The organism is Dyadobacter sp. NIV53 (assembly GCF_019711195.1).
Taxonomy (GTDB): domain Bacteria; phylum Bacteroidota; class Bacteroidia; order Cytophagales; family Spirosomataceae; genus Dyadobacter.
Genome location: NZ_CP081299.1, coordinates 1,495,830 through 1,517,736 on the forward strand (window position 1 = coordinate 1,495,830; position 21,907 = coordinate 1,517,736).

Annotated in this window: 19 protein-coding genes; 8 read left to right on the plus strand and 11 right to left on the minus strand. The window is 40.0% G+C overall.

The window, feature by feature from the left end:
* Window positions 1-11: 11 nt before the first annotated feature.
* From KZC02_RS05960 to KZC02_RS05970, 3 genes are all read right to left on the minus strand, one after another.
* Window positions 12-746 carry a LytTR family DNA-binding domain-containing protein gene (locus KZC02_RS05960; protein ID WP_221393272.1) on the minus strand — a complete coding sequence of 245 codons (735 nt, stop codon included), beginning with the start codon at window positions 744-746 and terminating at the stop codon, window positions 12-14.
* A gap of 73 nt (window positions 747-819) precedes the next feature.
* Window positions 820-1,890 carry a sensor histidine kinase gene (locus KZC02_RS05965; protein WP_221393273.1) on the minus strand — a complete coding sequence of 357 codons (1,071 nt, stop codon included), beginning with the start codon at window positions 1,888-1,890 and terminating at the stop codon, window positions 820-822.
* A gap of 111 nt (window positions 1,891-2,001) precedes the next feature.
* Window positions 2,002-2,646 (minus strand): histidine phosphatase family protein, encoded by a 645-nt coding sequence (locus tag KZC02_RS05970; RefSeq protein ID WP_221393274.1) that lies wholly within the window; start codon window positions 2,644-2,646, stop codon window positions 2,002-2,004.
* Between the two features lie 85 nt (window positions 2,647-2,731).
* On the opposite strand from KZC02_RS05970, the gene KZC02_RS05975 reads away from it, so the two are divergent.
* The 5 genes from KZC02_RS05975 to KZC02_RS05995 all read left to right on the plus strand — a co-directional run bounded on the left by KZC02_RS05975 (window position 2,732) and on the right by KZC02_RS05995 (window position 10,263).
* A complete protein-coding gene (locus KZC02_RS05975) occupies window positions 2,732-3,157 on the plus strand; it encodes a hotdog fold thioesterase (protein WP_221393275.1) in 426 nt (141 codons plus the stop codon).
* A 60-nt stretch (window positions 3,158-3,217) separates the two neighbouring features.
* Window positions 3,218-4,471 carry a chorismate-binding protein gene (locus tag KZC02_RS05980; protein WP_229254010.1) on the plus strand — a complete coding sequence of 418 codons (1,254 nt, stop codon included), beginning with the start codon at window positions 3,218-3,220 and terminating at the stop codon, window positions 4,469-4,471.
* A 334-nt stretch (window positions 4,472-4,805) separates the two neighbouring features.
* Entirely contained in the window at window positions 4,806-5,720 is a 915-nt protein-coding gene (locus tag KZC02_RS05985) for an efflux RND transporter periplasmic adaptor subunit (protein ID WP_229254455.1), read from the plus strand.
* Between the two features lie 34 nt (window positions 5,721-5,754).
* Window positions 5,755-8,877 carry an efflux RND transporter permease subunit gene (locus tag KZC02_RS05990; protein WP_221393276.1) on the plus strand — a complete coding sequence of 1,041 codons (3,123 nt, stop codon included), beginning with the start codon at window positions 5,755-5,757 and terminating at the stop codon, window positions 8,875-8,877.
* A gap of 114 nt (window positions 8,878-8,991) precedes the next feature.
* Window positions 8,992-10,263 carry a TolC family protein gene (locus KZC02_RS05995; protein WP_229254012.1) on the plus strand — a complete coding sequence of 424 codons (1,272 nt, stop codon included), beginning with the start codon at window positions 8,992-8,994 and terminating at the stop codon, window positions 10,261-10,263.
* Between the two features lie 262 nt (window positions 10,264-10,525).
* Here KZC02_RS05995 and KZC02_RS06000 read toward each other — a convergent pair whose 3' ends face one another.
* Window positions 10,526-11,440 (minus strand): IS3 family transposase, encoded by a 915-nt coding sequence (locus tag KZC02_RS06000; RefSeq protein WP_221393278.1) that lies wholly within the window; start codon window positions 11,438-11,440, stop codon window positions 10,526-10,528.
* A 5-nt stretch (window positions 11,441-11,445) separates the two neighbouring features.
* A complete protein-coding gene (locus KZC02_RS06005; protein ID WP_221393279.1) occupies window positions 11,446-11,838 on the minus strand; it encodes a hypothetical protein in 393 nt (130 codons plus the stop codon).
* A gap of 109 nt (window positions 11,839-11,947) precedes the next feature.
* Between KZC02_RS06005 and KZC02_RS06010 the strand changes: the two genes are divergently transcribed.
* Window positions 11,948-12,787 (plus strand): S1 RNA-binding domain-containing protein, encoded by an 840-nt coding sequence (locus KZC02_RS06010; protein ID WP_221393280.1) that lies wholly within the window; start codon window positions 11,948-11,950, stop codon window positions 12,785-12,787.
* A gap of 187 nt (window positions 12,788-12,974) precedes the next feature.
* Here KZC02_RS06010 and KZC02_RS32825 read toward each other — a convergent pair whose 3' ends face one another.
* Genes KZC02_RS32825 through KZC02_RS06020 form a run of 3 tightly spaced genes read right to left on the minus strand, consistent with a single transcriptional unit; the run spans window position 12,975 to window position 17,377 of the window.
* A complete protein-coding gene (locus KZC02_RS32825; RefSeq protein WP_310590411.1) occupies window positions 12,975-13,766 on the minus strand; it encodes an amidohydrolase family protein in 792 nt (263 codons plus the stop codon).
* On the minus strand, window positions 13,763-14,311 hold the full coding sequence (locus KZC02_RS32830) for a hypothetical protein (RefSeq protein ID WP_310590412.1): 549 nt from the start codon (window positions 14,309-14,311) through the stop codon (window positions 13,763-13,765). Before KZC02_RS32830 ends, KZC02_RS32825 begins: the two co-directional genes overlap by 4 nt.
* 36 nt (window positions 14,312-14,347) lie before the next feature.
* Entirely contained in the window at window positions 14,348-17,377 is a 3,030-nt protein-coding gene (locus KZC02_RS06020) for an amidohydrolase family protein (RefSeq protein ID WP_221393281.1), read from the minus strand.
* A gap of 176 nt (window positions 17,378-17,553) precedes the next feature.
* On the opposite strand from KZC02_RS06020, the gene KZC02_RS06025 reads away from it, so the two are divergent.
* On the plus strand, window positions 17,554-17,850 hold the full coding sequence (locus tag KZC02_RS06025; RefSeq protein WP_221393282.1) for a hypothetical protein: 297 nt from the start codon (window positions 17,554-17,556) through the stop codon (window positions 17,848-17,850).
* An 87-nt stretch (window positions 17,851-17,937) separates the two neighbouring features.
* The gene (locus KZC02_RS06030) at window positions 17,938-18,294 is read left to right on the plus strand and encodes a hypothetical protein (RefSeq protein ID WP_221393283.1); all 357 of its coding nucleotides are present in this window, start codon (window positions 17,938-17,940) and stop codon (window positions 18,292-18,294) included.
* Between the two features lie 73 nt (window positions 18,295-18,367).
* Here the strand turns inward: KZC02_RS06030 and KZC02_RS06035 are convergent, their stop codons facing one another.
* From KZC02_RS06035 to KZC02_RS06045, 3 genes are all read right to left on the minus strand, one after another.
* Entirely contained in the window at window positions 18,368-19,963 is a 1,596-nt protein-coding gene (locus tag KZC02_RS06035; RefSeq protein ID WP_221393284.1) for a peptide chain release factor 3, read from the minus strand.
* 176 nt (window positions 19,964-20,139) lie between these two features.
* Window positions 20,140-20,751, minus strand: a complete 612-nt coding sequence (locus KZC02_RS06040; RefSeq protein WP_409014245.1) for an inorganic pyrophosphatase — start codon at window positions 20,749-20,751, stop codon at window positions 20,140-20,142.
* Window positions 20,752-20,902: 151 nt separating this feature from the next.
* Window positions 20,903-21,904: a glycosyltransferase family 2 protein gene (locus KZC02_RS06045; protein WP_221393285.1), complete on the minus strand. Its 1,002-nt coding sequence runs from the start codon at window positions 21,902-21,904 to the stop codon at window positions 20,903-20,905.
* Window positions 21,905-21,907 lie beyond the last annotated feature (3 nt).

A 21,907-nucleotide genomic window follows, 5' to 3' on the forward strand; every position in this document is an offset into this window, starting at 1 on the left:
CAGAAGGAATGTTATAGACTCATCAGCTCTTTGAAACGTATTGCCTGGCGACGGGAAATTTCAATTTTATCGCCTCCCTGCAATGTTACAAGTAATCCTCCGCTAAACCAGGGCTCAATCTTTTCAATCCAGTGCAAATTAATAATGTGTTTACGGTTAGCCCTGAAATACGTATTCGGATCAAGGCGTTCTTCCAGATTATTCAGCGATTTTAAAACAAGCGGTTTCTGGTCATCAAAGTGCAGGCGCACATAATTTCCCATTGATTCGAACAAACGAATTTTACCCAATTTTACAAACCAGCATTTTTCCCCGTCTTTTACAAAAACCTGGTCCGTTTCTCCCAATATTTTTTCTGCTCTTTCCTGTGTGGAAGGGTGAACGTCCGGCAATGCCTGATTTTCTTCAATACGATGTATCGTATCTTTTAAACGCTCATTATCAATTGGTTTTAAAAGATAATCGAGCGCATTAAACTCAAAAGCTTTAATCGCATACTCATCATAAGCCGTTGTAAAAATTACTTCCGGGCTTTTGCCCTCAATAGCGGCTAACAGCTCGAACCCATTTCTGCCTGGCATCTGAATATCAAGAAATAGCAACTCCGGCTGCAATTCTTCTATCATGATCAGCGCTTCATCGGCATTGGCAGCTTCCCCGACTATCTCAATTTTCGTATAAGGTTCCAGTAATCTTTTCAGTTCATTACGCGCAAGGCGTTCATCATCTACTATTAATGTTCTCATGGCCGGGTATTATGGTTATAAATAGTTAGTGTTATTCGTCCTTGGTTTTACTTATTATAAGGTATTCTTTATTTTAGTCATTTTCTCCAATCATAATCGCATTGTCAGAAAGTGTCGGTATCCTGACCTCCGAACATACAGTTCTTTCTGTTTCCTGAAAGATCCGGAATGATGCTCCTTTACCATATAATATAGAAAGCCGTTCCGCTGTATTTTTCAACCCTACTCCACCTGATTCCGAATTGGTTGATTCCGTCGATTCCAGATTCCCCGAATTACGAATGGTAACGAACAAAATATCATCCTCAATTTCCGAAGTAATATTAACAAATCCGCCTCCCATTTCTTTTGAAACGCCATGTTTGATTCCATTTTCAACTAGTGTTTGCAACATCATAGGTGGTACCTGCCAATAGACTGCCTGGGGATTCGTAGCGATGGAGTAATTCAGGCGGTCTTCGTAACGTACTTTTTCAAGTTCGAGATAATCCACAACAGTTTTTAGTTCTTCCTGTAAATCAACTGTTTTTCGGCGGTCGGCTAAAAGTGAATTTCGTAAAATATTGGATAATTGCGTAATACTGATCTGCGCTTTTGCAGGATCTTCAAAAACCAATGCGCGGATGCTGTTTAATGCATTAAATGTAAAATGCGGATTGAGCTGAGAACGAAGCACTTTTGATTCTGCTTCACGCATAGACATCCTTAACATAATTTTCTCATAACCAGCCAGTCGAGTTTGCTCAACATAATGATAAACCGTATAAGACAATATCCAGGCCAGAAGATTTTTACACCAGGTAGAATAATAACCCCAAAATATAAGTGGTTGATTTAAGAGATTTTCTGCAAGTACTTTACGATCCAGAGGCTGATTGACCAGAGTCATGACCAGTCCTAAAAATAACACAGAATACAATACCCGCAATGCAAGCCGCGGAAGAGGAAGCGACGACCAGTTCCATTTCCTTATTACCAGCCGGTAAGCATGGGTTAAACCAATTCCAAGCAGGATATTGGCGATAGCCGTATAAAAAGTACCGAGATCAAAGCCAAATTCGAGTGCGTATGGAACGTACTCGAACATTATGAGCAAGGTCCATCCAATAATTTGTAAGAGCCAATAAATGCGTCTTTTGGACATGAATTAAGTTTTTCCGCCGATTATACAACAGACAAGTCACAAAAGTATACAAGCAGGCAGAAGTTACGGCTGGAAATACACCAAAGGAACCGCCCCTACACAAACGGCTTTTTACAATGTTTGAGGAATTTCCAGTGAGAGAAGATGGGTTATATCGTTTGAAAGTTCCAGCTCAAATTTCTGGGTATCGTAGGAATAATTGATTTTATACAAACATAAATTACTGTGCTCGTAATCATCCATTCTGAGCAGGGGCTCATTAAATAATACAGTTAACAACACACGCATTGCACGGCCATGCATAGCAACAAGGATATTACGTTCGTGTGGACGGGACAAAATCGTTTCAATGACAGGAATTTGCCGTGCACGAACCTGTACCGGACTTTCCCCTCCTTCTGCTGCACAGTCTATATCACCATTTCTCCACGCGGTTACAAGTTCTTTATAATAGGTGTTGTCACCAACATTTGGCTCTCTGCCTTCTCTTATCCCCCACGAAATCTCATTCAGGCCCTCATAACTCTCATGCGGAATTCCCTGTTTGATGAACCCGCGAACTGTTTGGTGTGTTCGCAGTAAATTGGAGGTATAAATTTTATCAAAAGGAACATGCTGATAAGCATTGTAAAAAGCAGTGGCCTGAGCCTCACCCCATTCATTAAGAGGAGAATTTACACCACTTCCCTGAACTACTCCTCTTCGATTAAAATCAGTTTCGCCGTGACGAATAAGATAGATAGACTTTCTTTTCAAAATAATTGTATTATTTAAATATTAATTTTTCAAATACCTTGTTTCTGATTCATTGAGCCATTACAAATTTATACATTTTTTAGATATGTTCACTACTTCCATTACACTCGATGCCATTCATTCATTAAGTAAAAATACGATTTCGCAACATTTAGGAATTGAATTCACAGAAGTTGGAGATGATTATCTTGTGGCCCGGATGCCGGTTGATCAGCGTACACACCAGCCATTCGGTATTTTACACGGAGGCGCCTCAGTAGTTCTGGCCGAAACTTTGGGAAGTATTGCTTCTTACCTTTGTTTAAAAGATCCCGAAAAACAACATGCTGTTGGTTTGGAAATTAATGCGAACCATATTCGTTCTGTTAAAACAGGATATGTTTATGGCAGGGTTACGCCGATACATATAGGAAGGTCAACACAGATCTGGGATATTAAAATTACAAATGAAGAAAATAAACTTGTCTGTATAAGCAGACTTACAGTAGCAATTATAGATGCAAAAGGATAAACTAATTTGCATAAATTTTTGTCAATCAATAGTGACATTACGACTCATTACAGACTAAAAATGGTTTCAGTTCAAACAGAATCCAGGTTTTCAATATTTACTGGATTACAGACGGAGGATTTGTGGAATGCATCCAAAGCAATGGGTTTTCCTTCGGCAATATGGAAATTACCATATACCAACGAAATTAAACTCCTGATTTCAATACGTGAAGGCATTACAAGAAAGCAGCCGGATTTTGAGAATTTAACACCTGGCTTTATTATAAGTCCTTTTCACTGGGAAGATGATCAGGATGTGCTTTTCATGGAAGGAGACATCATTGTATCATTTTCAGAAACTGACCAGGTAACCCATGCGGACAATCATCTTGGAGAAGAACATCCCGAGATAAAAAAACTGGTTAGCCTGGCTAATGCGATGCATACTGATGCGGCTCAAAAAGAGATATCGGGCGATTATTTGTTAAAAAATTCTATTCTACCAGATCCGGATTCAAAAAAACAATTTGAAAGAACTGTTGAACTGGCTGTTACCGCAATAAGGGAAAATCAGTTTAAGAAAGTAGTATTATCAAAAAAGAAAGAAGTTCCGTATTCCGATCAGTTCCAGCCAGCCAAAGCCTTTTTCAAACTGGCAAAAACTTATCCCCACGCTTTTGTTTCCCTTGTTAATCTTCCTGCCCAAAATGAACTGTGGCTAGGTGCAAGTCCCGAAACGTTGGTAGAGCAAAAATCGACGGGTATTTTTAAAACCATGTCACTGGCAGGTACACAAAAAGCCAATGACATAAACGGAGAAATAATTCCAAGGAATGAAATTCGCTGGGGACAAAAAGAGATTGAAGAACACGCTCTGGTAAGCAGGTATATCGTAGAATGCTTCAAAAAAATACGACTTAGGGAATATATAGAAACCGGCCCAAAAACTATTCTTGCAGGAAACGTATACCACCTGAGAACGCAATTTGATGTAGATACCAATGCATTGAATTTTCCTGAACTGCCTACTCTCATGTTGAAATTGTTACATCCCACTTCTGCTATATGTGGTGAGCCTAAGATCCTAAGCCTCAAATTCCTTACAAACAATGAAGGATATGACCGTTCTTTTTATAGCGGTTTTCTGGGCCCAGTGCATATAGAAGGCGAATCCAATATTTATGTTAATCTCCGGACTGTAAGGTTAAAAGACGGAATAGCCACTTTTTTTGCTGGCGCTGGTATCACAGAAGATTCCGTTCCTGAACGTGAATGGGAAGAAACAGAAATGAAATGTGACACCCTTTTAAAAGTGATATCCCAGGACTTTTAAATTATTTTTTTGGCATTAAACTTTTATAATTATAAAAGGTCTAATCGGTCTGATTAATTATATAATTTTGATGTCGGAAAGAAAGGTGTAATAATATTGCCTTTTTTGTCTCCTAACCCAAACAAGCTCTGGAAACGTTAATGACCTTTATGAATTCTATGCCCATTAGGCCCGCTCTGTCAGGCAGATTAAATTTCAACACTTTTATTTCTTCAGTTTTCATCACGGGTACGCTACTCATCACGTTTTCGTGTAAAGAAAAAAAGACACATTTCAACAAAAAGGCGCATCCGGACCAACAACCGTCGATGTAATTATTGCTAAAGCTGAAAAAATTGCTGACAAGGTAGAAGTAAACGGAACCGTAGTTGCCAATGAATATGCTGAACTCCGCCCGGAAGTAAGTGGTTTACTAACTTTTCTGGATGTTCCGGAAGGCAAATCCATTCCGAAAGGAACTGTGATTGCCCGAATCAACAGTGCTGACCTGGAAGCCCAGGTAAACCGGTCAAAAGTGCAGCTTGAATTAGCAGAAACAACCGAATCACGACTAAAAAAATTATTGGATATCAATGGCGTTAATCAGGCAGATTATGATTTAGCTATTAATAATGTTAATATTTTAAAAGCGGATATTGCTTATACACAGGCACTAATCCAAAAAACAATTGTAAAAGCACCCTTCACCGGTGTGATTGGCCTTAGAAAGGTAAGTGCAGGTTCATTCGTAACACCAACCAGTGTTATTGCTACCATGCAGCAGCTATCCCAGTTAAGAATAGATTTTACTGTGCCCGAGGTGTATCAGAAATATGTTGCAAAAGGAAATAATGTGCAGGTATTACTTGATCAAAACTCTTCACAAGTTCAATCAGCCAGGATTATTGCGCTGGAACCTCAGGTTAATCAAAGTACAAGAAATATTACGGTAAGGGCCGTATTGAATTCGGGATCTACAAGTCCGGGTTCATTTGTAAAAGTATATCTGAGCGCGAGCGATAAAAGCAGCATTCTGGTTCCGGCAAACAGTATTATACCGGAAGCGAAAAGTAAAAAGGTTGTTGTGGTAAAAGATGGCAAAGCTGCTTTCACCAATATAGAAACAGGTGCCAGGCAGGCCGATTTTGTGGAAATCACAAAGGGCTTAAATGTTGGGGATTCAGTTGTCGTGTCCGGCGTGTTATTTGTTCGTCCCGATGCTCCGGTTAAAGTGAGAAGTGTAAGAAACTTAAGAGTTGTAACCAAATAATAGGTTTGGAATCACATTTCTATTAAATCAACTTATGAATATTTCAGAATTATCTCTCAACCGGCCCGTATTAGCCGTAGTAATGAACCTGCTCATCATTTTGTTTGGTGTGGTGGGTTATAACTTCCTTTCCCTGCGCGATTATCCGGCCATTGATCCTCCGATCGTGAATGTGCGCACAAGTTATGTTGGTGCTAATGCCGACATTATTGAAAGCCAGATCACCGAACCGCTTGAAAAAAGCATCAATGGTATTCCCGGTATCAAAAGTATCAGCTCATCAAGCCAGATCGGTACAAGTAATATCACAGTAGAATTTAATCTGGAATCGGATCTTGAAGCTGCTGCAAATGATGTACGCGATAAAGTGAGCCAGGCACAGCGTAATCTTCCCCAGGATATTGATGCGCCGCCAGTTGTAAGCAAAGCCGATGCCAACAGTGACTTTATTTTATTACTTGCTGTACAAAGTCCTTCCAAAGGGATTCTGGAATTGAGCGAATACGCTGAAAACGTTTTGCAGCAAAGCCTGCAGACAATTGACGGAGTAAGTGCCATTAATATTTTTGGCCAGAAACGTTATGCAATGCGCATTTGGCTTGATCCTGATAAAATGAGTGCTTATGGCGTTTCCTTTAACGATATCAGTAATACGCTGAGTGCCGAAAATGTGGAACTCCCGGCAGGTAAGATTTATGGTAACAATACGGAATTAACGATCCGGACAATGGGTCGTCTTACGAATGAAAAGGAGTTCAGCGACCTGATTATTAAAAATGACAGTACCGGAATAGTTCGCCTGGCCAATGTTGCCAAAGTAGAATTGGGCCCGGAAAACGAAGAACAGAGCTGGAAATACAATGGAGTATTAGCAGTAGGCCTTGCAGTAATACCTCAGCCGGGAGCCAATTACGTTGATATTTCTGATGAATTCAATAAACGTCTTGCTGAAATCCAGAAATCCAATAAATCAGATATTACGTTCAATGTATTAATTGACAATACGAGGTTGGTCCGACAGTCGATTGAAGAAGTGGAAGAAACACTTTTGATCGCTTTCGCATTGGTAGTACTCGTAATTTTGTTCTTTTTCCGAAATTTCCTGGTGGCAGTCCGCCCGCTCATAGATATTCCTATCTCATTGGTGGCAACATTTTTTGTCATGTATATATGTGGTTTTTCAATCAATATTCTTACACTGCTTGGAATTGTACTTGCTACGGGACTTGTGGTGGATGATGGTATTGTGGTCACCGAAAACATTTTCCGAAAGCTTGAAGAAGGCCTTCCGATCCGGATGGCCGCACTGGAAGGAAGTAAGGAAATTTTCTTCGCAGTAATATCGACTTCCCTTACACTGGCAGTGGTATTTTTACCGGTAATTTTCCTGGAAGGTTTTGTGGGAAGTTTGTTCCGTGAATTTGGCATTGTAGTAGCTTCGGCGGTTTTGATCTCGGCATTTGTTTCGCTTACAATCACTCCTGTGCTGAACGTCGTCCTGAACCGTAAAAAAGCAGGACACGGCTGGTTTTATAACAAAACTGAACCATTCTTCACGGGAATGGAAAACGGCTACAACCGTACTTTGAAGGCATTTATGAAGGTAAGGTATGCATCATGGGCAATTGTAGTGGCTTGCGGAGTTTTGATCTGGTTTTGTTATACGAACCTTCAAAGTGAGCTTGCCCCGATGGAGGACCGGAATACGGTTCGTCTGAGTATGACTGCACCGGAAGGAACCAGTTATGACCAGATGCAAAAAATAACGGATGATGTAGTCGATTATCTTAACGATTCTATTCCTGAAAAATCCTTTACATTTTCTTCTACTCCGCAAGGTGGCGGTGGCGGTTCAGGAGCCGTAAATAGTGGAATGGGAAGGGTTGGACTCGTACCTGCCGGAGAAAGAAAACGGAGCCAGAACGAAATCGCAATGGCTATCAATAAAAAGCTGCCATACTTCAATGATGCCCGGATTTTCGCTACGCAGGAACAAACTATTGCAGTAGGGCAAGGTTCAAGGGGTGGCTTACCGGTTCAGTTTATTTTGCAGAATCTTGATTTTGCTAAAATCTCAGAAGTACTTCCAAAGTTTCTAGAAGAAGCACGAAAAGATCCAACGTTCCAAAATGTAGATGTAAACCTAAAATTTAATAAACCGGAAGTCCGTCTTACGATTGACCGCCTGAAAGCAAGAGATCTTGGCCTTTCTACAAGTGATGTGGCTGCTGCGATACAGTCAGCATTCAGTGGGAGAAGGCTGGCTTATTTTATCATGAATGGTCAGCAATATCAGGTTATCGGACAAGTTGAGCGATCAGAAAGGGATAAACCGGCTGATATAGAAAAACTGTATGTAAGAAATACCCGTGGAGAAAATATTCCGCTGACTGCCGTTGTCAATATGGTAGAAGAAAGTGGCCCTCCTACCCTTTATCACTATAACCGTTACAAAAGTGCGACTGTTTCTGCTTCATTAGTTGATGGTAAAACGGTGGGTGACGGAGTAGCTGCCATGCGCAGGATTGCTTCAAAATTGCTGGACGAAAGTTTCCAGACCTCCCTGACCGGGCCATCCCGCGATTTTGAGGAAAGTTCTTCCAATACCAGTTTTGCATTTGGACTTGCTTTATTATTGGTTTATCTGGTATTAGCTGGTCAGTTCGAAAGTTTTACAGATCCGTTCATTATCATGATCACGGTGCCGCTTGCTTTGGCAGGAGCGCTTTTAAGTCTGTATATATTTGGGCTTACCATTAACATTTTCTCGCAAATCGGGATGATCATGCTGATTGGCCTAGTAACCAAAAATGGTATTTTAATTGTGGAATTTGCCAATCAGAAAAGGGCAACCGGCATGAGACGTATTGATGCAGTTGTCGAATCAGCAACACAACGTTTGCGTCCGATCCTGATGACAAGCCTTGCAACTGCTTTCGGAGCTTTGCCTATTGCGTTAAGCCTTGGTGCAGCTGCCACAAGCCGTGTTCCATTGGGTGTAGTTATTGTTGGCGGATTGACCTTTTCGTTAATATTGACACTTTTCGTTATCCCGGCCATTTACACATTTATTTCGCCAAGGAAAAATAAAAAGTCACCGGAGGAAAAATTGGCAGAAGAAGCCAAAGAGGCGAAAGAAAGAGAGATGGCTATCTAAGCGTTGCGTAAAAGTCTATTCCTAACTGAAAATAAATTAATATTCAAAACATTGTTTTATTGCATGAACCCGTTCCCGATTTTGAATTACACGTTTAAAATAATATTGCTTCTGTTGCTTATTACAAGTCAGGCATTTTGTCAGGATAGCCTGAGACTATCACTCGATGAAGCAGTTGCGACGGCTTTAAAGAATAGTTATGAAATACAAATAGCTAAAAATAATGTTCAGGCCAATACGCTATTCAATAATTATGGTATAGCAGGAGGCCTTCCGGTGATCGCGGGTAGTTTATCTAACACTGAGCAAATTACGAGTGTAAAACAAAAGCTGAACACCGGCGTTGAAATTAACCGGAACAGTGCTGTTGGTAATAATACTCAGGCTGCCTTAACAGCCGGTATTCTTTTATATAATGGTAATCGTGTGGTTGCTACTAAAAAACGGCTGGGAGAACTGCAATATCAAAGTAGTGAATTACTTAATTCTCAGATCCAGAACACAATAGCAGCCGTAATGACCAGTTATTATGATGTTGTAAGACAATTGAGTTATGTCAACACTTTAAGAACATCTATATTGGCATCTGAAAAGCGGCTTGAGATACTTCAGGTACGAAAAGCGGCTGGTATGGCAAATAATGCAGATATTTTTCAGGCGCAAATAGATGTAAATACTTTAAACCAGACTTTGCAAGATCAGCAGATGACAGCAGCAATAGCAAAAACTGAACTGTTACGCCTCCTGACGCTGGACACAAAAACTACACTGGCTATCCGCGATACTATCACGGTTGACCTGAATCTACAGCTGGATCCAATACTCGAAAGAATTATGGTAAATGCGGATGTGAAAGCTGCGGATCACCAGATAAGGATCAATCAGCTAATAATTAAAGAAACGGCTGCATTACGTTATCCTACAGTGCGGCTCAATACTGCTTACAATTTTACCCGTAACCAGAGTGCAGCCGGACTTACACTGTTGAACCGTACAGCCGGGCCTAATGCAAACGTAACTGTTGCACTTCCAATTTACAACGGCACAGTTTTCAGACGCCAGAAACAAGTAGCAGAGATCAATTCAACAAATGCGGAGATTCAGAAAAATACAATTGTGCGGGATTACACTGCAGGTGTGGTTAAAATGTACCAGACTTACGTAAGTTCTTTGCAGCAACTTGAAGTTCAAAAAGAAAATTACAAATTAAGCAAGCAACTTTTAGACCTGACATTACAGCGCTTTCAATTGATCCAGGCCACTATTATTGATGTCCGTGAAGCACAAAGAAGTTTTGAAGATGCCGGTTACCGAATGATCAATATCAACTACGCTGCAAAAGCTGCAGAAATTGAACTGAAAAGACTGAGCAATACATTACAATAGCATGTTCTGTATCGTCCTGAAAAAACCTTACAGTTTTTTGTGATAGTCCTGATTAAACTTTACGTTTCTTTTTTGTTAATACTGCAATTAGCTTACACCTGATTTTCTTAATACTGGAATTACTTTACAAGTATAGTATAAGCCTTTTTCTAATCTAAATTTTGCGGCTGTAATTTGCTACTGGCTTTGAACATTATTTCTTGTAATCCCCCCTCATTAAAATGGGGGTTATAAGAAACAATGTGGAGATCGAACTGCCATATCATACTTCGATAGGCTCAGATGGACTTTTCTTTTTTCGATGGTATCGTTTCCAACGCTTTGATAATAACCCTTCATGAGCATGCGCCTGGTCAGGTGTTAAGTAATCGATACTTGCGTGGGGCCGTTTGCTGTTATAAATCTGAATAATCTTTGTGATAGCCTTCAATGCTTCTTTATGATTTTGGTAAATCCGTTTTGGATAAAATTCATTCTTTATAATTCCGTTTACCCGTTCTGCAAGTGCATTGTCATAGGGACTACCACTTTGAGTCATACTGATTGCAATATTTTCATCCTCTAAAATCTTCACATATTCTGCTGAGCAATACTGTATTCCTCTGTCGGAATGGTGGATCAGGAAATATGGTGAATCACGTTTTAATCCCTCAACAGCCATCTTTAAAGCGTTAACACAGCCCACTGCTTCTAAGGTATGATAAAGACAGTATCCTACAATTTTCCTTGAAAATGCATCTGTTATTAGACTTAGGTAACTAAATCCCTCCAAGGTTCTGATATATGTTATATCGCTCACCCACAGTTGATTCGCTCCGGTTACTTCCAGCCCTTTAATCAAATTAGGGTACTTTTTTAACCAGTGATGGGAATCTGTTGTCTTTACAAACCGCCTCCTTCTGCGGATTAAGAGGCCATGAAATCGCAACAATTCGAACAACTGATCTCTTCCAATTTTAATACCGTGTTGCTCCAAGTCAGGCATTAATAGAAAAAGTAGTTTTCTGGTTCCCATCAGTGGAATATCGATCCGGTACTCTCTGACTAACGTCAAAACCAGCATGTGAGCTATGGATGTTTTCTTTTCATGCGCTGCTGCATCGTAGTAAGCCTGACGTGTAACACCAAACAGTTCACAGAGACTTCCAAGGCTTTCCTGTGGATGTTTCTGTCTCATTTTCTTTACTGTCTGGTACCAGGCTTTTTTCTGATCTTAATGTGAAGTTCTTGTTCGCTGACTTCGATCATGGTCTGCAATCCGCTAATTTTAAGGTTAGCTTTTTCAAGTTGCTTCGTTAAATCCTGCACCTGTTTGGCAAGAATCCTTGTCTTTGAACTTTCAGTCATATCGCTGATGGCCTCTTCTGCCACCTCCTGTGGCTTTATATTAAACGAAGAAAAATCAGTTATCCATGCACTAAGAGTGTTTCGACTCAGACCGTATTTTTTTGCACAAGCTCTCTGACCAATTAATCCCGAATTTACTTCATGGACAATCTTCCTTTTTTCCCTCTCGCTTAAACGCTCGTAAGGTTTTCGATTTTTGACCGTAACTTTCTTCCCATTTGTTTTCATCCTTTTCTGCTTTAGTGTAAAGCTATATCAGGACAATACATTCAGGTTAGCAGGAAGTGATTCTGCTTGTAAACTGCTACCTTTGCAGCACAACATAGCAGAATAGAGCATGCTTTTTATAGGAAAATACAATACCCTCACCATTGAAAGGGTGACCAGCGTAGGAATGTACCTGAGCGATGTAGAAGGAGAAGAGGTTCTTTTACCCAATCAGTATCTGACGGACGAGATGAAAGTCGAAGACACTATTAAAGTGTTTGTGTATCTCGATTCAGAAGATCGCCCGGTAGCCACCACTGAAACACCCAAGATTATCCGCAATGAATTTGCCTTTTTGCAGGTAAAGGATGTTTCCGAACACGGTGCCTTTTTAGATTGGGGACTCATTAAAGATCTTTTTGTCCCATTTCGTGAGCAGAGCGTTCCAATGGAAATTGGTGAATGGCATGTCGTTTTCCTATATCTTGATCAGAAATCTTCCCGTTTAATTGCATCAACCAAAATTGACCGTTTTCTTGAAAATGAAAGGCTTACTGTAAAGGAAGGTGACCAGGTTGATCTTTTGATCTGGCAAAAAACGGATTTGGGTTACAATGCCATTGTAAATCAATACCATAAAGGCCTTATTTACGCCAATGAAGTTTTTAAAGACCTGAAAGTAGGTGATGCCCCCAAAGGATATATCAAGAAAATCAGGCCTGAAAACAAACTTGATATCAGTCTGCAGAAATCAAGTGTTGAACAAATTGAACCTGCTGCCCAGCAAATTCTGGATGAATTAAAAAAAGGAGACGGATTTCTAAATTTATCAGATCACAGTTCACCCGAAGAAATTTACAAACGTCTCGAAGTAAGCAAGAAAGTTTTCAAAAAAGCAATTGGCGGTTTATACAAAAGTGGGACAATTCGCATCGCTGAAGAAGGGATTTATTTAATACAGGAGGACTGAGGTGCAATTTAGGGCTGACTTCTTTGAATCAATTCAGTATTTTGTGATTATAGTCGACAAGACAAAAGGAGATATATTTAAAAGATAGTAATTAAATAAATTTCTAACAAATAGATTAGATTTCATAATTACTGAAAAAGCCTGACAGGATTGCTGACAGGCTTTTTCGGTAATTCTACTTACTCTTCTACTTCTTCCCATATTTTACCTTATACTTCTCATAAAGGCGTTTTTGTTTATCATCCAGATTCACTTTCCCACCTTTGATAAATACCATCTGAACAACGTTGCCACGCATATCCAGTACGTCTCCGTCTGAAACTATAAAAGAGGCTTGTTTACCTTTTTCCAACGTTCCGACCTGATTACTAATTCCTGCAATTTCAGCTGCATTTTTGGTAATAAATTGTAATGCCTCGTCGGAAGTAACATTACCAAAACCGGAGGAAGTACCGGCCAAAAATGCCAGATTCCGTGTTCTCCACCATTCGTCTGAATAAGTTACAGCTACTTTCACACCTGCTTTATATAATATTCCGGGTAATTCGTAAGGTAAATAAACATTTTCATCCACACCGTTTGGCAACCGGTGTGTTTGATTAAGAATTACCGGCACCTGATTCTCTTTCAAAACCGATGCAACTTTATAGGATTCATCCCCGCCGACAATGACCAACTTTTTCACTCCAAATTCCTTAACAAACTTGATTGCTTCAACGATATCCTTCGCGTAATCAGCACGAACATACAAATTCGCTGTACCTTCAAACAATGGTTTCATTGCTTCCAAACGCAGATTTTTGATAGCAGGATTATTTCCTTCCCTATAAGCTTTCGCATCAGAAAATGTGGAACGAAATTCATCAAGAATCTCCTGGCGTTTTTCATTTCTTTTTACAGAAACGGTGAAATCATCATAATTAAAGCTGCTGGCTAAAAATGCCGGCCATGTCATCCAGATCCCATCATCCTTTTTCAAAACTGCATCTTCCCAATTCCAGCCATCTGTATAAAAAACGGATGAAGAACCAGAGATTGTCCCCCTTGCGGAACTGCCTGAGAAAGTAAAATCCCATTCCCTCTTAAAGTCGGAATTACCTCTGAATCTGTATTATAAGCTACCAATGCACGCACATGCGGATTAATTTGTCCTACTTCCGCATAATCCAGCGTTGCTCTTACTGATGCGATTTCCTGAAGGCCCACAGTTGTATTCAAGGAAATCAGGCCTGGAAAAATGTGCTTGCCTTTGACATCAATAATTTCTAAATCTCCCTTTCCCCATATACTACCGACTTGATCACCTGGAAGAACCATTGTAATAATTCCTTTATCAAAACCCAAAATGCCATTTTCAATAACCTGGCCATTTCCGGTATGAATTGTTGCTCCTGTTAATACAATCGGTTTGGTCTGAGGTAAAGCCGGGGCAGGATTTTGTGCCTGAATATTTTGTAAACAACATGCTAGAATTACGACAAGATGTATTATCCCGTTTATTATTTTATATTTTTCTACTTTCATCTGAGACTGATTTGAAATTTATTGCAAAACTGAAAATTAATTTCCCGCTTCGTGTTCAGTATGTATTCCTACAATATCCTCACAATGCCACATTTTCGGTTGTGTAGTCTGAGGTTTTTGTGTTGGTTTACCTTCTGCTTTGTCACTCAGCATTTTCTGAATTAATTTTTCGCGTTCAATGATCATGGATTTTTGCTTATCCTCATCTTTTTTGCGGTCAAAATACACAGTTCCTTCTATCATCGTAAACTCAGGACGCGCATAAACAGAAAGAGGATTGGCATTCCATAATACCAGCTCAGCATCTTTACCCGGTTTTACACTTCCCAATTTGTCATCTACATGAAGCAATTTGGCTGGATTAAGGGTTACCATTTTCCATGCATCTTCCTCCGGAACACCACCATACGCTACTGTTTTGGCAGCTTCCTGATTTAGCCTGCGAGCCATTTCAGCATCATCCGAATTGATTGCTACCGTAACTCCTTCATGGAACATCAGTGCTGCATTGTAAGGAATAGCTTCTTTTACCTCCATTTTATATGCCCACCAGTCCGCAAAAGTCGAACCGCCAATTCCTCTTTTAGCCATTTTATCAGCAAGTTTATACCCTTCCAGAATATGTGTAAAAGTATTAATCCTGAATTTCAGTGAATCCGCAACGGACATCAGCATATTGATCTCCGACTGCACATAGGAATGACAGGTTATAGATCTTTCATTCGCGAGGATTTCTGCCAGAGCATCCAGCTCAAGATCTCTTCTTGGTGCATTTATCGATGCTTTCTTAACGTTGGAGTTGTAAGTTTTCCAGCTTTGCGCGTATTCCCTGGCTCTGATAAAATGATCATAATAAACCTGCTCCACCCCCATTCTGGTTTGTGGAAAACGGACTCTTGCCACATCTCCCCAATTGGATTGTTTTACGTTTTCTCCAAGGGCAAACTTGATGGTTTTTACTTCTGGTATCAACATTTCAGACTGGCTGGCTCCCCATTTCAGCTTGATCAGAGCACTTTGCCCTCCGATTGCATTAGCAGAACCGTGTAATAAATGGGAAGTCGTTACACCGCCTGCCAACTGACGGTAAATATTAATATCATCCGGATTGATCACATCGCTCATTCTTACTTCGGCAGAACTCGTTTGCCCTCCTTCGTTGATGGTAAACAACGCAATATGTGAATGCTCATCAATAATACCGCTCGTAAGATGTTTACCTGTTCCGTCAATAGTTCGGGCTCCTGTAGGTACTGTCAGCAATTTTCCAAGTTTTGCGATTTTCCCGTTTTGTACCAGTACATCCGTATTCTGTAAAATACCATCCTTTTCATTTGTCCAGACGGTGGCATTTTTAATCAAAATGGTTTCGGGCTTAGGTAACTCTTCATTTCCAAAACCGACAAAAGGATATACGACTTTACCCGTTTCCTTTGGTGCAGTGGTGCTCGAATCCTTAACTGCAACTGCTTTGAACGGCTCCGAAACTGTGGCAGTCCATGAAAATACAGATCCGTTTGGCATCACTCCTTCACCTGCTAATCCACCATTATCAAACCAGCCAGTAAGACGAATAATCTCCTGTTTTTTCTTGTCTGGTTGATAAGTCAAGGTTAGCAACTCATTGGTCAGTATAGCTTTCGGAGTGATTTTTATTGTATCCTGCAAAATCACTTTATACTCAGGCTTTTCCGGTGAACCGCTAATTTGCAGTTTTCCTGTTGGTTGGTTATTGAGTCGTAAAGAATAAGTACCACGAAGGTCAGGTGCATTCAATGGTGCTATTATAAATTTTTTACCCTGAATCCAGTTTTCATAAATAACATTATCCTTACTGAACAGATCCTCAGAAGTAATCAAAAAGTTAGCCAGTAAACCTGCCTTCAAACTTCCCACCTGGTTTTCAGCTTTAATCAGACTGGCAGGCAACGTTGTCAGTGCTTCCAATGCTTTTTCTTTTGGCAATCCATATTCTATAGCTGTTCTGATATTTTTCCAGAAGTCCGCTTTATTTTTTAACCCGGCCGTTGTCAGTGTAAATGGAATTGCTGCTTTTGCAACTTCAGCTGTATTTTTTGGAGCCAGTTCCCAATGTTTCAATTGCGCCATACTGATCAGATCAGCATCCCATGGATCAGCCACATCATAAGCTTCCGGAAAAACAAGAGGAAGAATCAAAGTCGCTTTGGTAGCTTTTATTTCGTTTAAACGCTGATATTCATCTCCACCACCTTTGATAATGTACTGAATACCAAATTCGTCTCCGATTTTATCCGCTCGTATCAAACTGTATTTATCATTGGTTTCAAAAAAAGAAGGCAATGTTTTAAGCTGGTTAAATACTTCCAGTGACAAGTTCATTTCCAGATTTTTACCACTTTTAGCATACCAGTCAGCATCATAATAATTCTGGCGCAACAAGGCAACAACTCCCATCACAGATGAAGGGTAGGTTTGGGCGGAAGTTCCTTTGCTAAATGAGAAATGTGCAGAGGCTTTTCCATTCAGTAAAGCCTTATTTGCAGATTCGTCAGTAAGTGTCAGAACAGCTCCGCTTCCTCTTACAATCCCATCGTGTGCGTGAGCGAGTACGGTTCCAAATCCTATTTTGCGCAGATCCACTGCCTTTTTTACATCAGGAATAAAAAGCTGACCCGCATCTGTTTCGGGCTGAATTGCCTGGTTCCATCCAAAGGCACCTTTTTTATTGGATTCCAATTGCGGTGTTTGTCGTCCTCCAGCCCGTCTTTCAATTTTCACTTCCGGCATTCCGTAATCAGAATCCAGATCAATGAGCGAAGGATATATATATTTTCCTTTCAGATCTACAATTGTCGTTCCGGAAGGAATTTTTACTGACTTATTTACTTCCTTAATGATTCCATTCTCAATAAGCAAAGTCCCATTTGAAATAGTTGTCTTCGAATCAACAACAATGTTGGCGTTGGTAAATGCATAACGTCCGGCCCTTTCGTCATAGGCGCCGTTTCTGGGGAAAGTCTCCTGTGCCTTGCATATTACACTCATTGCAAGTACAGCTACTAACGTTGATATTTGTTTAAGCATAAGGTTTGTTTAGTATTAATTCTATTACACAATATACGGGTTAAAATAACTAAATGCCGAAAGCTGAAAAGCATTCTGGGAAACAATACAATTTGCGCAGGGAATTTTTATGTTCATTCGCTTTTTCGCATCTTGTACCAACATTATTAAAGATCCAAAACTCTAAACTGAACAAGATGACTTACGAACAATTCACTGAATCTTTGACTCAATCCTCCCCGCCTGATCATATTTCTGTCTTATTGCAGGCACTTTGGTATGATGCAAATGGGGATTGGGAAGCAGCTCATAATATTGCCCAGAGCAGCGAAGGCACCCGTGCTTACGATCACTTGCACGCCTATCTGCATCGGGTAGAAGGCGATACATGGAATGCAGGCTACTGGTACAGACGTGCGGGCGCCGAAGTATTTAAAGGTTCCCTGAAAGAAGAATGGCAAACACTGGTACAGTCGCTGCTAAAAAATACCTGATATTAAAAGACCATTAAAATAAAGTTTGGGATTAAACCTTCACAGATCATCTGTCTCTAAGCATGGTACTTTAAAAACTACAAAACCATGAGAAAAGGATTGATTGCCATGCTATTGGCATTTGCTAGTTTTTCCGCTATTGCTCAGCGTCCAGATAATAATATTTCCGCTGAAAAAAGAGCCGAAAATCAGACTAAAATAATGACTGACAGCTTAAAGCTTTCGGCAGACCAGCAAAAACAGATTTACACGCTACATCTGGGCCGGGCTAAACAAATGGAGGAAATGAGAAGTTCAGCCAATGCGGACAGGTCAAAAATGAGGGAGTCCATGGAAGCATTTAATACAGAGCTATCCAAAGTATTAACTCCGGAACAACAGGAAAAATACAAAGCAATGATGGAAGCACGCCGTAATAACCGTGGCGGCGGAGCAAGAAACTAAGTTCAACGTCAAGAGTTCAGAGTTTAAAGTTCAGCGACATATTTGAACCTTGAACTCTGAACTTTCAACTTCCTTAAAAAGCTACTTCCGTTTTGAATTCAGAAGTAAAATGGAAATGGATTGCTGGATTATTTTCTCTGTTCATTCGGATCATCCATTCAGATTCTGCTAAAAATACCGGATTGCGGTCTTTATCATAAGCAATCTGATTTCCCTTCAAACGAATAAACTGGTCCATTGTCGCTTTATCGTCCGCTGTCAACCAGCAGGCACGTATTGTATTCATTGGAACCCAGCGGCATTTAGCGCCATATTCATGTTCCAAACGATACTGAATTACATCAAATTGAAGTTCTCCTACTGTTCCAACAATTTTCCGGTTCCCCAGATCCAATGCAAATAGCTGCGCAACACCTTCATCTGTAAGCTGTTGAATACCTTTTTCCAATTGTTTGGATTTCATCGGGTCAAGATTAATCAGCTCTTTAAAAATCTCCGGAGAAAAACTTGGAATACCTGAGAATTGCAGTTTTTCGCCTTCTGTGAGCGTATCTCCGATTTTAAAAGTACCGGTATCATAAAGCCCTACAACATCTCCCGGGAAACCTTCATCCATAACACTTTTGTCAGATGCCATAAAGGTAAAAGGACTCGAAAAACGAACATCCTTATTCAAACGGACGTGTTTATAGAATTTACCCCGTTCAAATTTTCCTGAGCAAATTCTTAAAAATGCGATCCTGTCACGGTGACGAGGGTCAAGATTGGCGTGTATTTTGAATACAAAACCTGTAAACTTAGGTTCTGTTGGTTCTACTTCGCGAACGTCTGTTGGACGTGGCTGAGGAAATGGAGATATCTGGCAAAAAGTATCCAATAACTCTTTTATACCAAAATTGTTGATGGCACTACCAAAAAAGACCGGAGCAAGTTCACCTTTATGATATGCTTCTTCCGAAAACGGATCGTAAACGCCTTCTACCAGTTCAACATCCTCAATCAGTTGTTTTGCATCACGTTCTCCAACCAGATCAGCCAGATTTTCATCTTCCAGATTTACTTTGGCAACGTTCCTTTCAATTTTGGTTTTATTGATCTTAAAGAAATATAACATTTGTTCATACAAACTGTACACTCCTTTAAACTCCATTCCCATATTAATCGGCCAGGTTAACGGCCGCACACGGATTCCTAGTTTCGTTTCAAGCTCGTCCAGCAATTCGAATGGATTACGCCCTTCCCTATCCAGTTTATTCACAAAAACGATAACCGGAGTATTGCGCATCCGGCAAACTTCCATCAATCTTTCTGTTTGTTCCTCAACTCCTTTTACGCAGTCGATTACCAGAATAACACTATCCACAGCCGTAAGTGTCCTGTAGGTATCTTCTGCAAAGTCCTTGTGACCAGGTGTATCTAAAATATTGATCAGCAAGTCATTGTATTCAAAAGTCATGACTGATGTAGCAACAGAAATTCCCCGTTGCTTCTCGATTTCCATGAAGTCGGAAGTAGCAGTCTTTTTAATTTTATTAGATTTTACTGCACCAGCTGTTTGAATTGCACCTCCAAAAAGCAGCAATTTTTCAGTTAGCGTAGTCTTTCCGGCATCCGGGTGACTGATGATTGCGAATGTGCGCCGCTTTTTTATTTCTTTTAAATTACTCATGTATTTTTTGTATCAATGAATGATGAAGATTATCAACCAGAACTCACAGTTTTACTCCATCAATCAAAGGAATATATTCTGTCTTTTTATAAAATTTGCACAAAGATAAGAATAAACAAAAGCCGCCCCTATTCGGGACGGCTTTAAATCAGCTATTTACTATTAGAAATAATATCTCAGTAAAAAGAATGTTTGTAATCTTCCACAGAAGTCATAATTACTTCATGTGCCTCATCACGGCCATACACATTGGTAATTTCAATATGTGCTTTTTCTCCAGGTAGATTTTTATACGTTAAAAAGTAATGTTTCAAACGTTCAATAATCCCTCCCGGCAACTCACTGATATCGGAAAAACTGCCATATACTTCATCACCTTTCAGAACAGCAATAATTTTATCATCGGCTTCTCCCCCGTCAATCAGACGAATTCCGCCGATAGGTATAGCCTGGCATAAAATATCTCCGTGGGAAATAATTTTTTCACATAAAACCAGAATGTCAAGCGGGTCACCATCACCTTCTGTTACATCACGGCCAGAACGCTCACGGGCAAGTAATGCAATTTTCTCGGCACAATAAGTTTTAGGAATAAATCCGTAAAGTGCAGGAACGATATTAGAATATTTTTGAGGACGATCAATTACCAGATAGCCCGTAGCCTTATCTATTTCGTATTTTACTGTGTCAGTAGGAACAATTTCAATAAATGCAGTTACTTGTTCAGGTGCATTGTCTCCCATTGAAATACCGTGCCAGGGATGGGCTTTGTGTACGTTAGCGATCATTATTAAATTATATAAATGACTTATTTGGTGATTAATTAGTTTTCGGCTTTCGGCTTTCGGCTTTCGGCTTTCGGCTTTCGGCTTTCGGCTTTCGGCTTTCGAAAGTAAAGTTTTTAAATTAGGGTTCAATGAATCTGGTAAAAATTTCAATTTAGCTGAATTTTTCAGAAACGTCTGCTTTTTCTCCGGTTATGCCTGAAATATGATAATCCCCGGTTTTGGAAATGGATTGTTTAACATACAATTCTCCCAGAAATCCTGCAAGAAACAATTGGCTTCCCACTGTAATAGCAACCAGTGCTAAAAAGAACAAAGGATTTTCGGTAACATTTCTATACTGTTCGTGCGAAATATAAATCTTATAAATTTTGGTAGCCATTAGCCATAAAGCAATTGTGGTACCTAAAAAAAACATCAGGGTACCCAAGCTTCCAAAAAGATGCATCGGACGACGCCCAAATTTATTGACAAATGCAATAGAAAGTAAATCCAGAAAGCCGAAAATAAACCTTTCCAATCCAAATTTTGTGTATCCGTATTTCCTGGCCTGATGCTGTACTACTTTCTCACCTATTTTTCCATAACCGTTCCATTTGGCAATTACAGGAATATAACGGTGCATTTCGCCATAAATCGTAATGTTTTGAACCACGTCTTTACGGTATGCTTTCAGGCCGCAATTAAAATCATGCAGATCCAAACCGGAAATACCTCTTGTTGCTGCGTTAAATATTTTTGTAGGGATTGTTTTCGTAATAGGGTCGTATCTTTTCTTTTTCCAACCCGATACCAGATCGTACCTTTCCTGCGTAATCATCTGGTACAATCCAGGAATTTCATCAGGACTATCCTGTAAATCAGCGTCCATCGTAATGACAACCTCACCTTTAACAGCCTGAAAAGCAGTTTGTAAAGCAGCAGTTTTACCATAATTCCTTACAAATTTCAATCCACGGATATTCGGATTTTTTCGAGACAGTTCAGTTATTACAGCCCATGACAAATCTTTGCTCCCATCGTCTACAAATAGGATCTCATACGAAAAATCATTTTCCTTCATCACGCGCTCAATCCACGCACTAAGCTCCGGCAATGATTCTTCTTCGTTGAATAGCGGAATTACTATGGAAATCTGGATAACAGAGTCGATCATGAA

Bases quoted from the DNA above. Each gene is read 5' to 3' on its own strand.
- KZC02_RS06020 (WP_221393281.1), bottom strand. From the start codon at position 17,377: ATGCTTAAACAAATATCAACGTTAGTAGCTGTACTTGCAATGAGTGTA.
- KZC02_RS06000 (WP_221393278.1), bottom strand. From the start codon at position 11,440: ATGAGACAGAAACATCCACAGGAAAGCCTTGGAAGTCTCTGTGAACTG.
- KZC02_RS05960 (WP_221393272.1), bottom strand. From the start codon at position 746: ATGAGAACATTAATAGTAGATGATGAACGCCTTGCGCGTAATGAACTG.
- KZC02_RS05990 (WP_221393276.1), top strand. From the start codon at position 5,755: ATGAATATTTCAGAATTATCTCTCAACCGGCCCGTATTAGCCGTAGTA.
- KZC02_RS06045 (WP_221393285.1), bottom strand. From the start codon at position 21,904: ATGATCGACTCTGTTATCCAGATTTCCATAGTAATTCCGCTATTCAAC.
- KZC02_RS06005 (WP_221393279.1), bottom strand. From the start codon at position 11,838: ATGAAAACAAATGGGAAGAAAGTTACGGTCAAAAATCGAAAACCTTAC.
- KZC02_RS05980 (WP_229254010.1), top strand. From the start codon at position 3,218: ATGGTTTCAGTTCAAACAGAATCCAGGTTTTCAATATTTACTGGATTA.
- KZC02_RS05975 (WP_221393275.1), top strand. From the start codon at position 2,732: ATGTTCACTACTTCCATTACACTCGATGCCATTCATTCATTAAGTAAA.
- KZC02_RS06030 (WP_221393283.1), top strand. From the start codon at position 17,938: ATGAGAAAAGGATTGATTGCCATGCTATTGGCATTTGCTAGTTTTTCC.
- KZC02_RS05965 (WP_221393273.1), bottom strand. From the start codon at position 1,890: ATGTCCAAAAGACGCATTTATTGGCTCTTACAAATTATTGGATGGACC.
- KZC02_RS06040 (WP_409014245.1), bottom strand. From the start codon at position 20,751: ATGATCGCTAACGTACACAAAGCCCATCCCTGGCACGGTATTTCAATG.
- KZC02_RS32830 (WP_310590412.1), bottom strand. From the start codon at position 14,311: ATGAAAGTAGAAAAATATAAAATAATAAACGGGATAATACATCTTGTC.
- KZC02_RS06035 (WP_221393284.1), bottom strand. From the start codon at position 19,963: ATGAGTAATTTAAAAGAAATAAAAAAGCGGCGCACATTCGCAATCATC.
- KZC02_RS06010 (WP_221393280.1), top strand. From the start codon at position 11,948: ATGCTTTTTATAGGAAAATACAATACCCTCACCATTGAAAGGGTGACC.
- KZC02_RS06025 (WP_221393282.1), top strand. From the start codon at position 17,554: ATGACTTACGAACAATTCACTGAATCTTTGACTCAATCCTCCCCGCCT.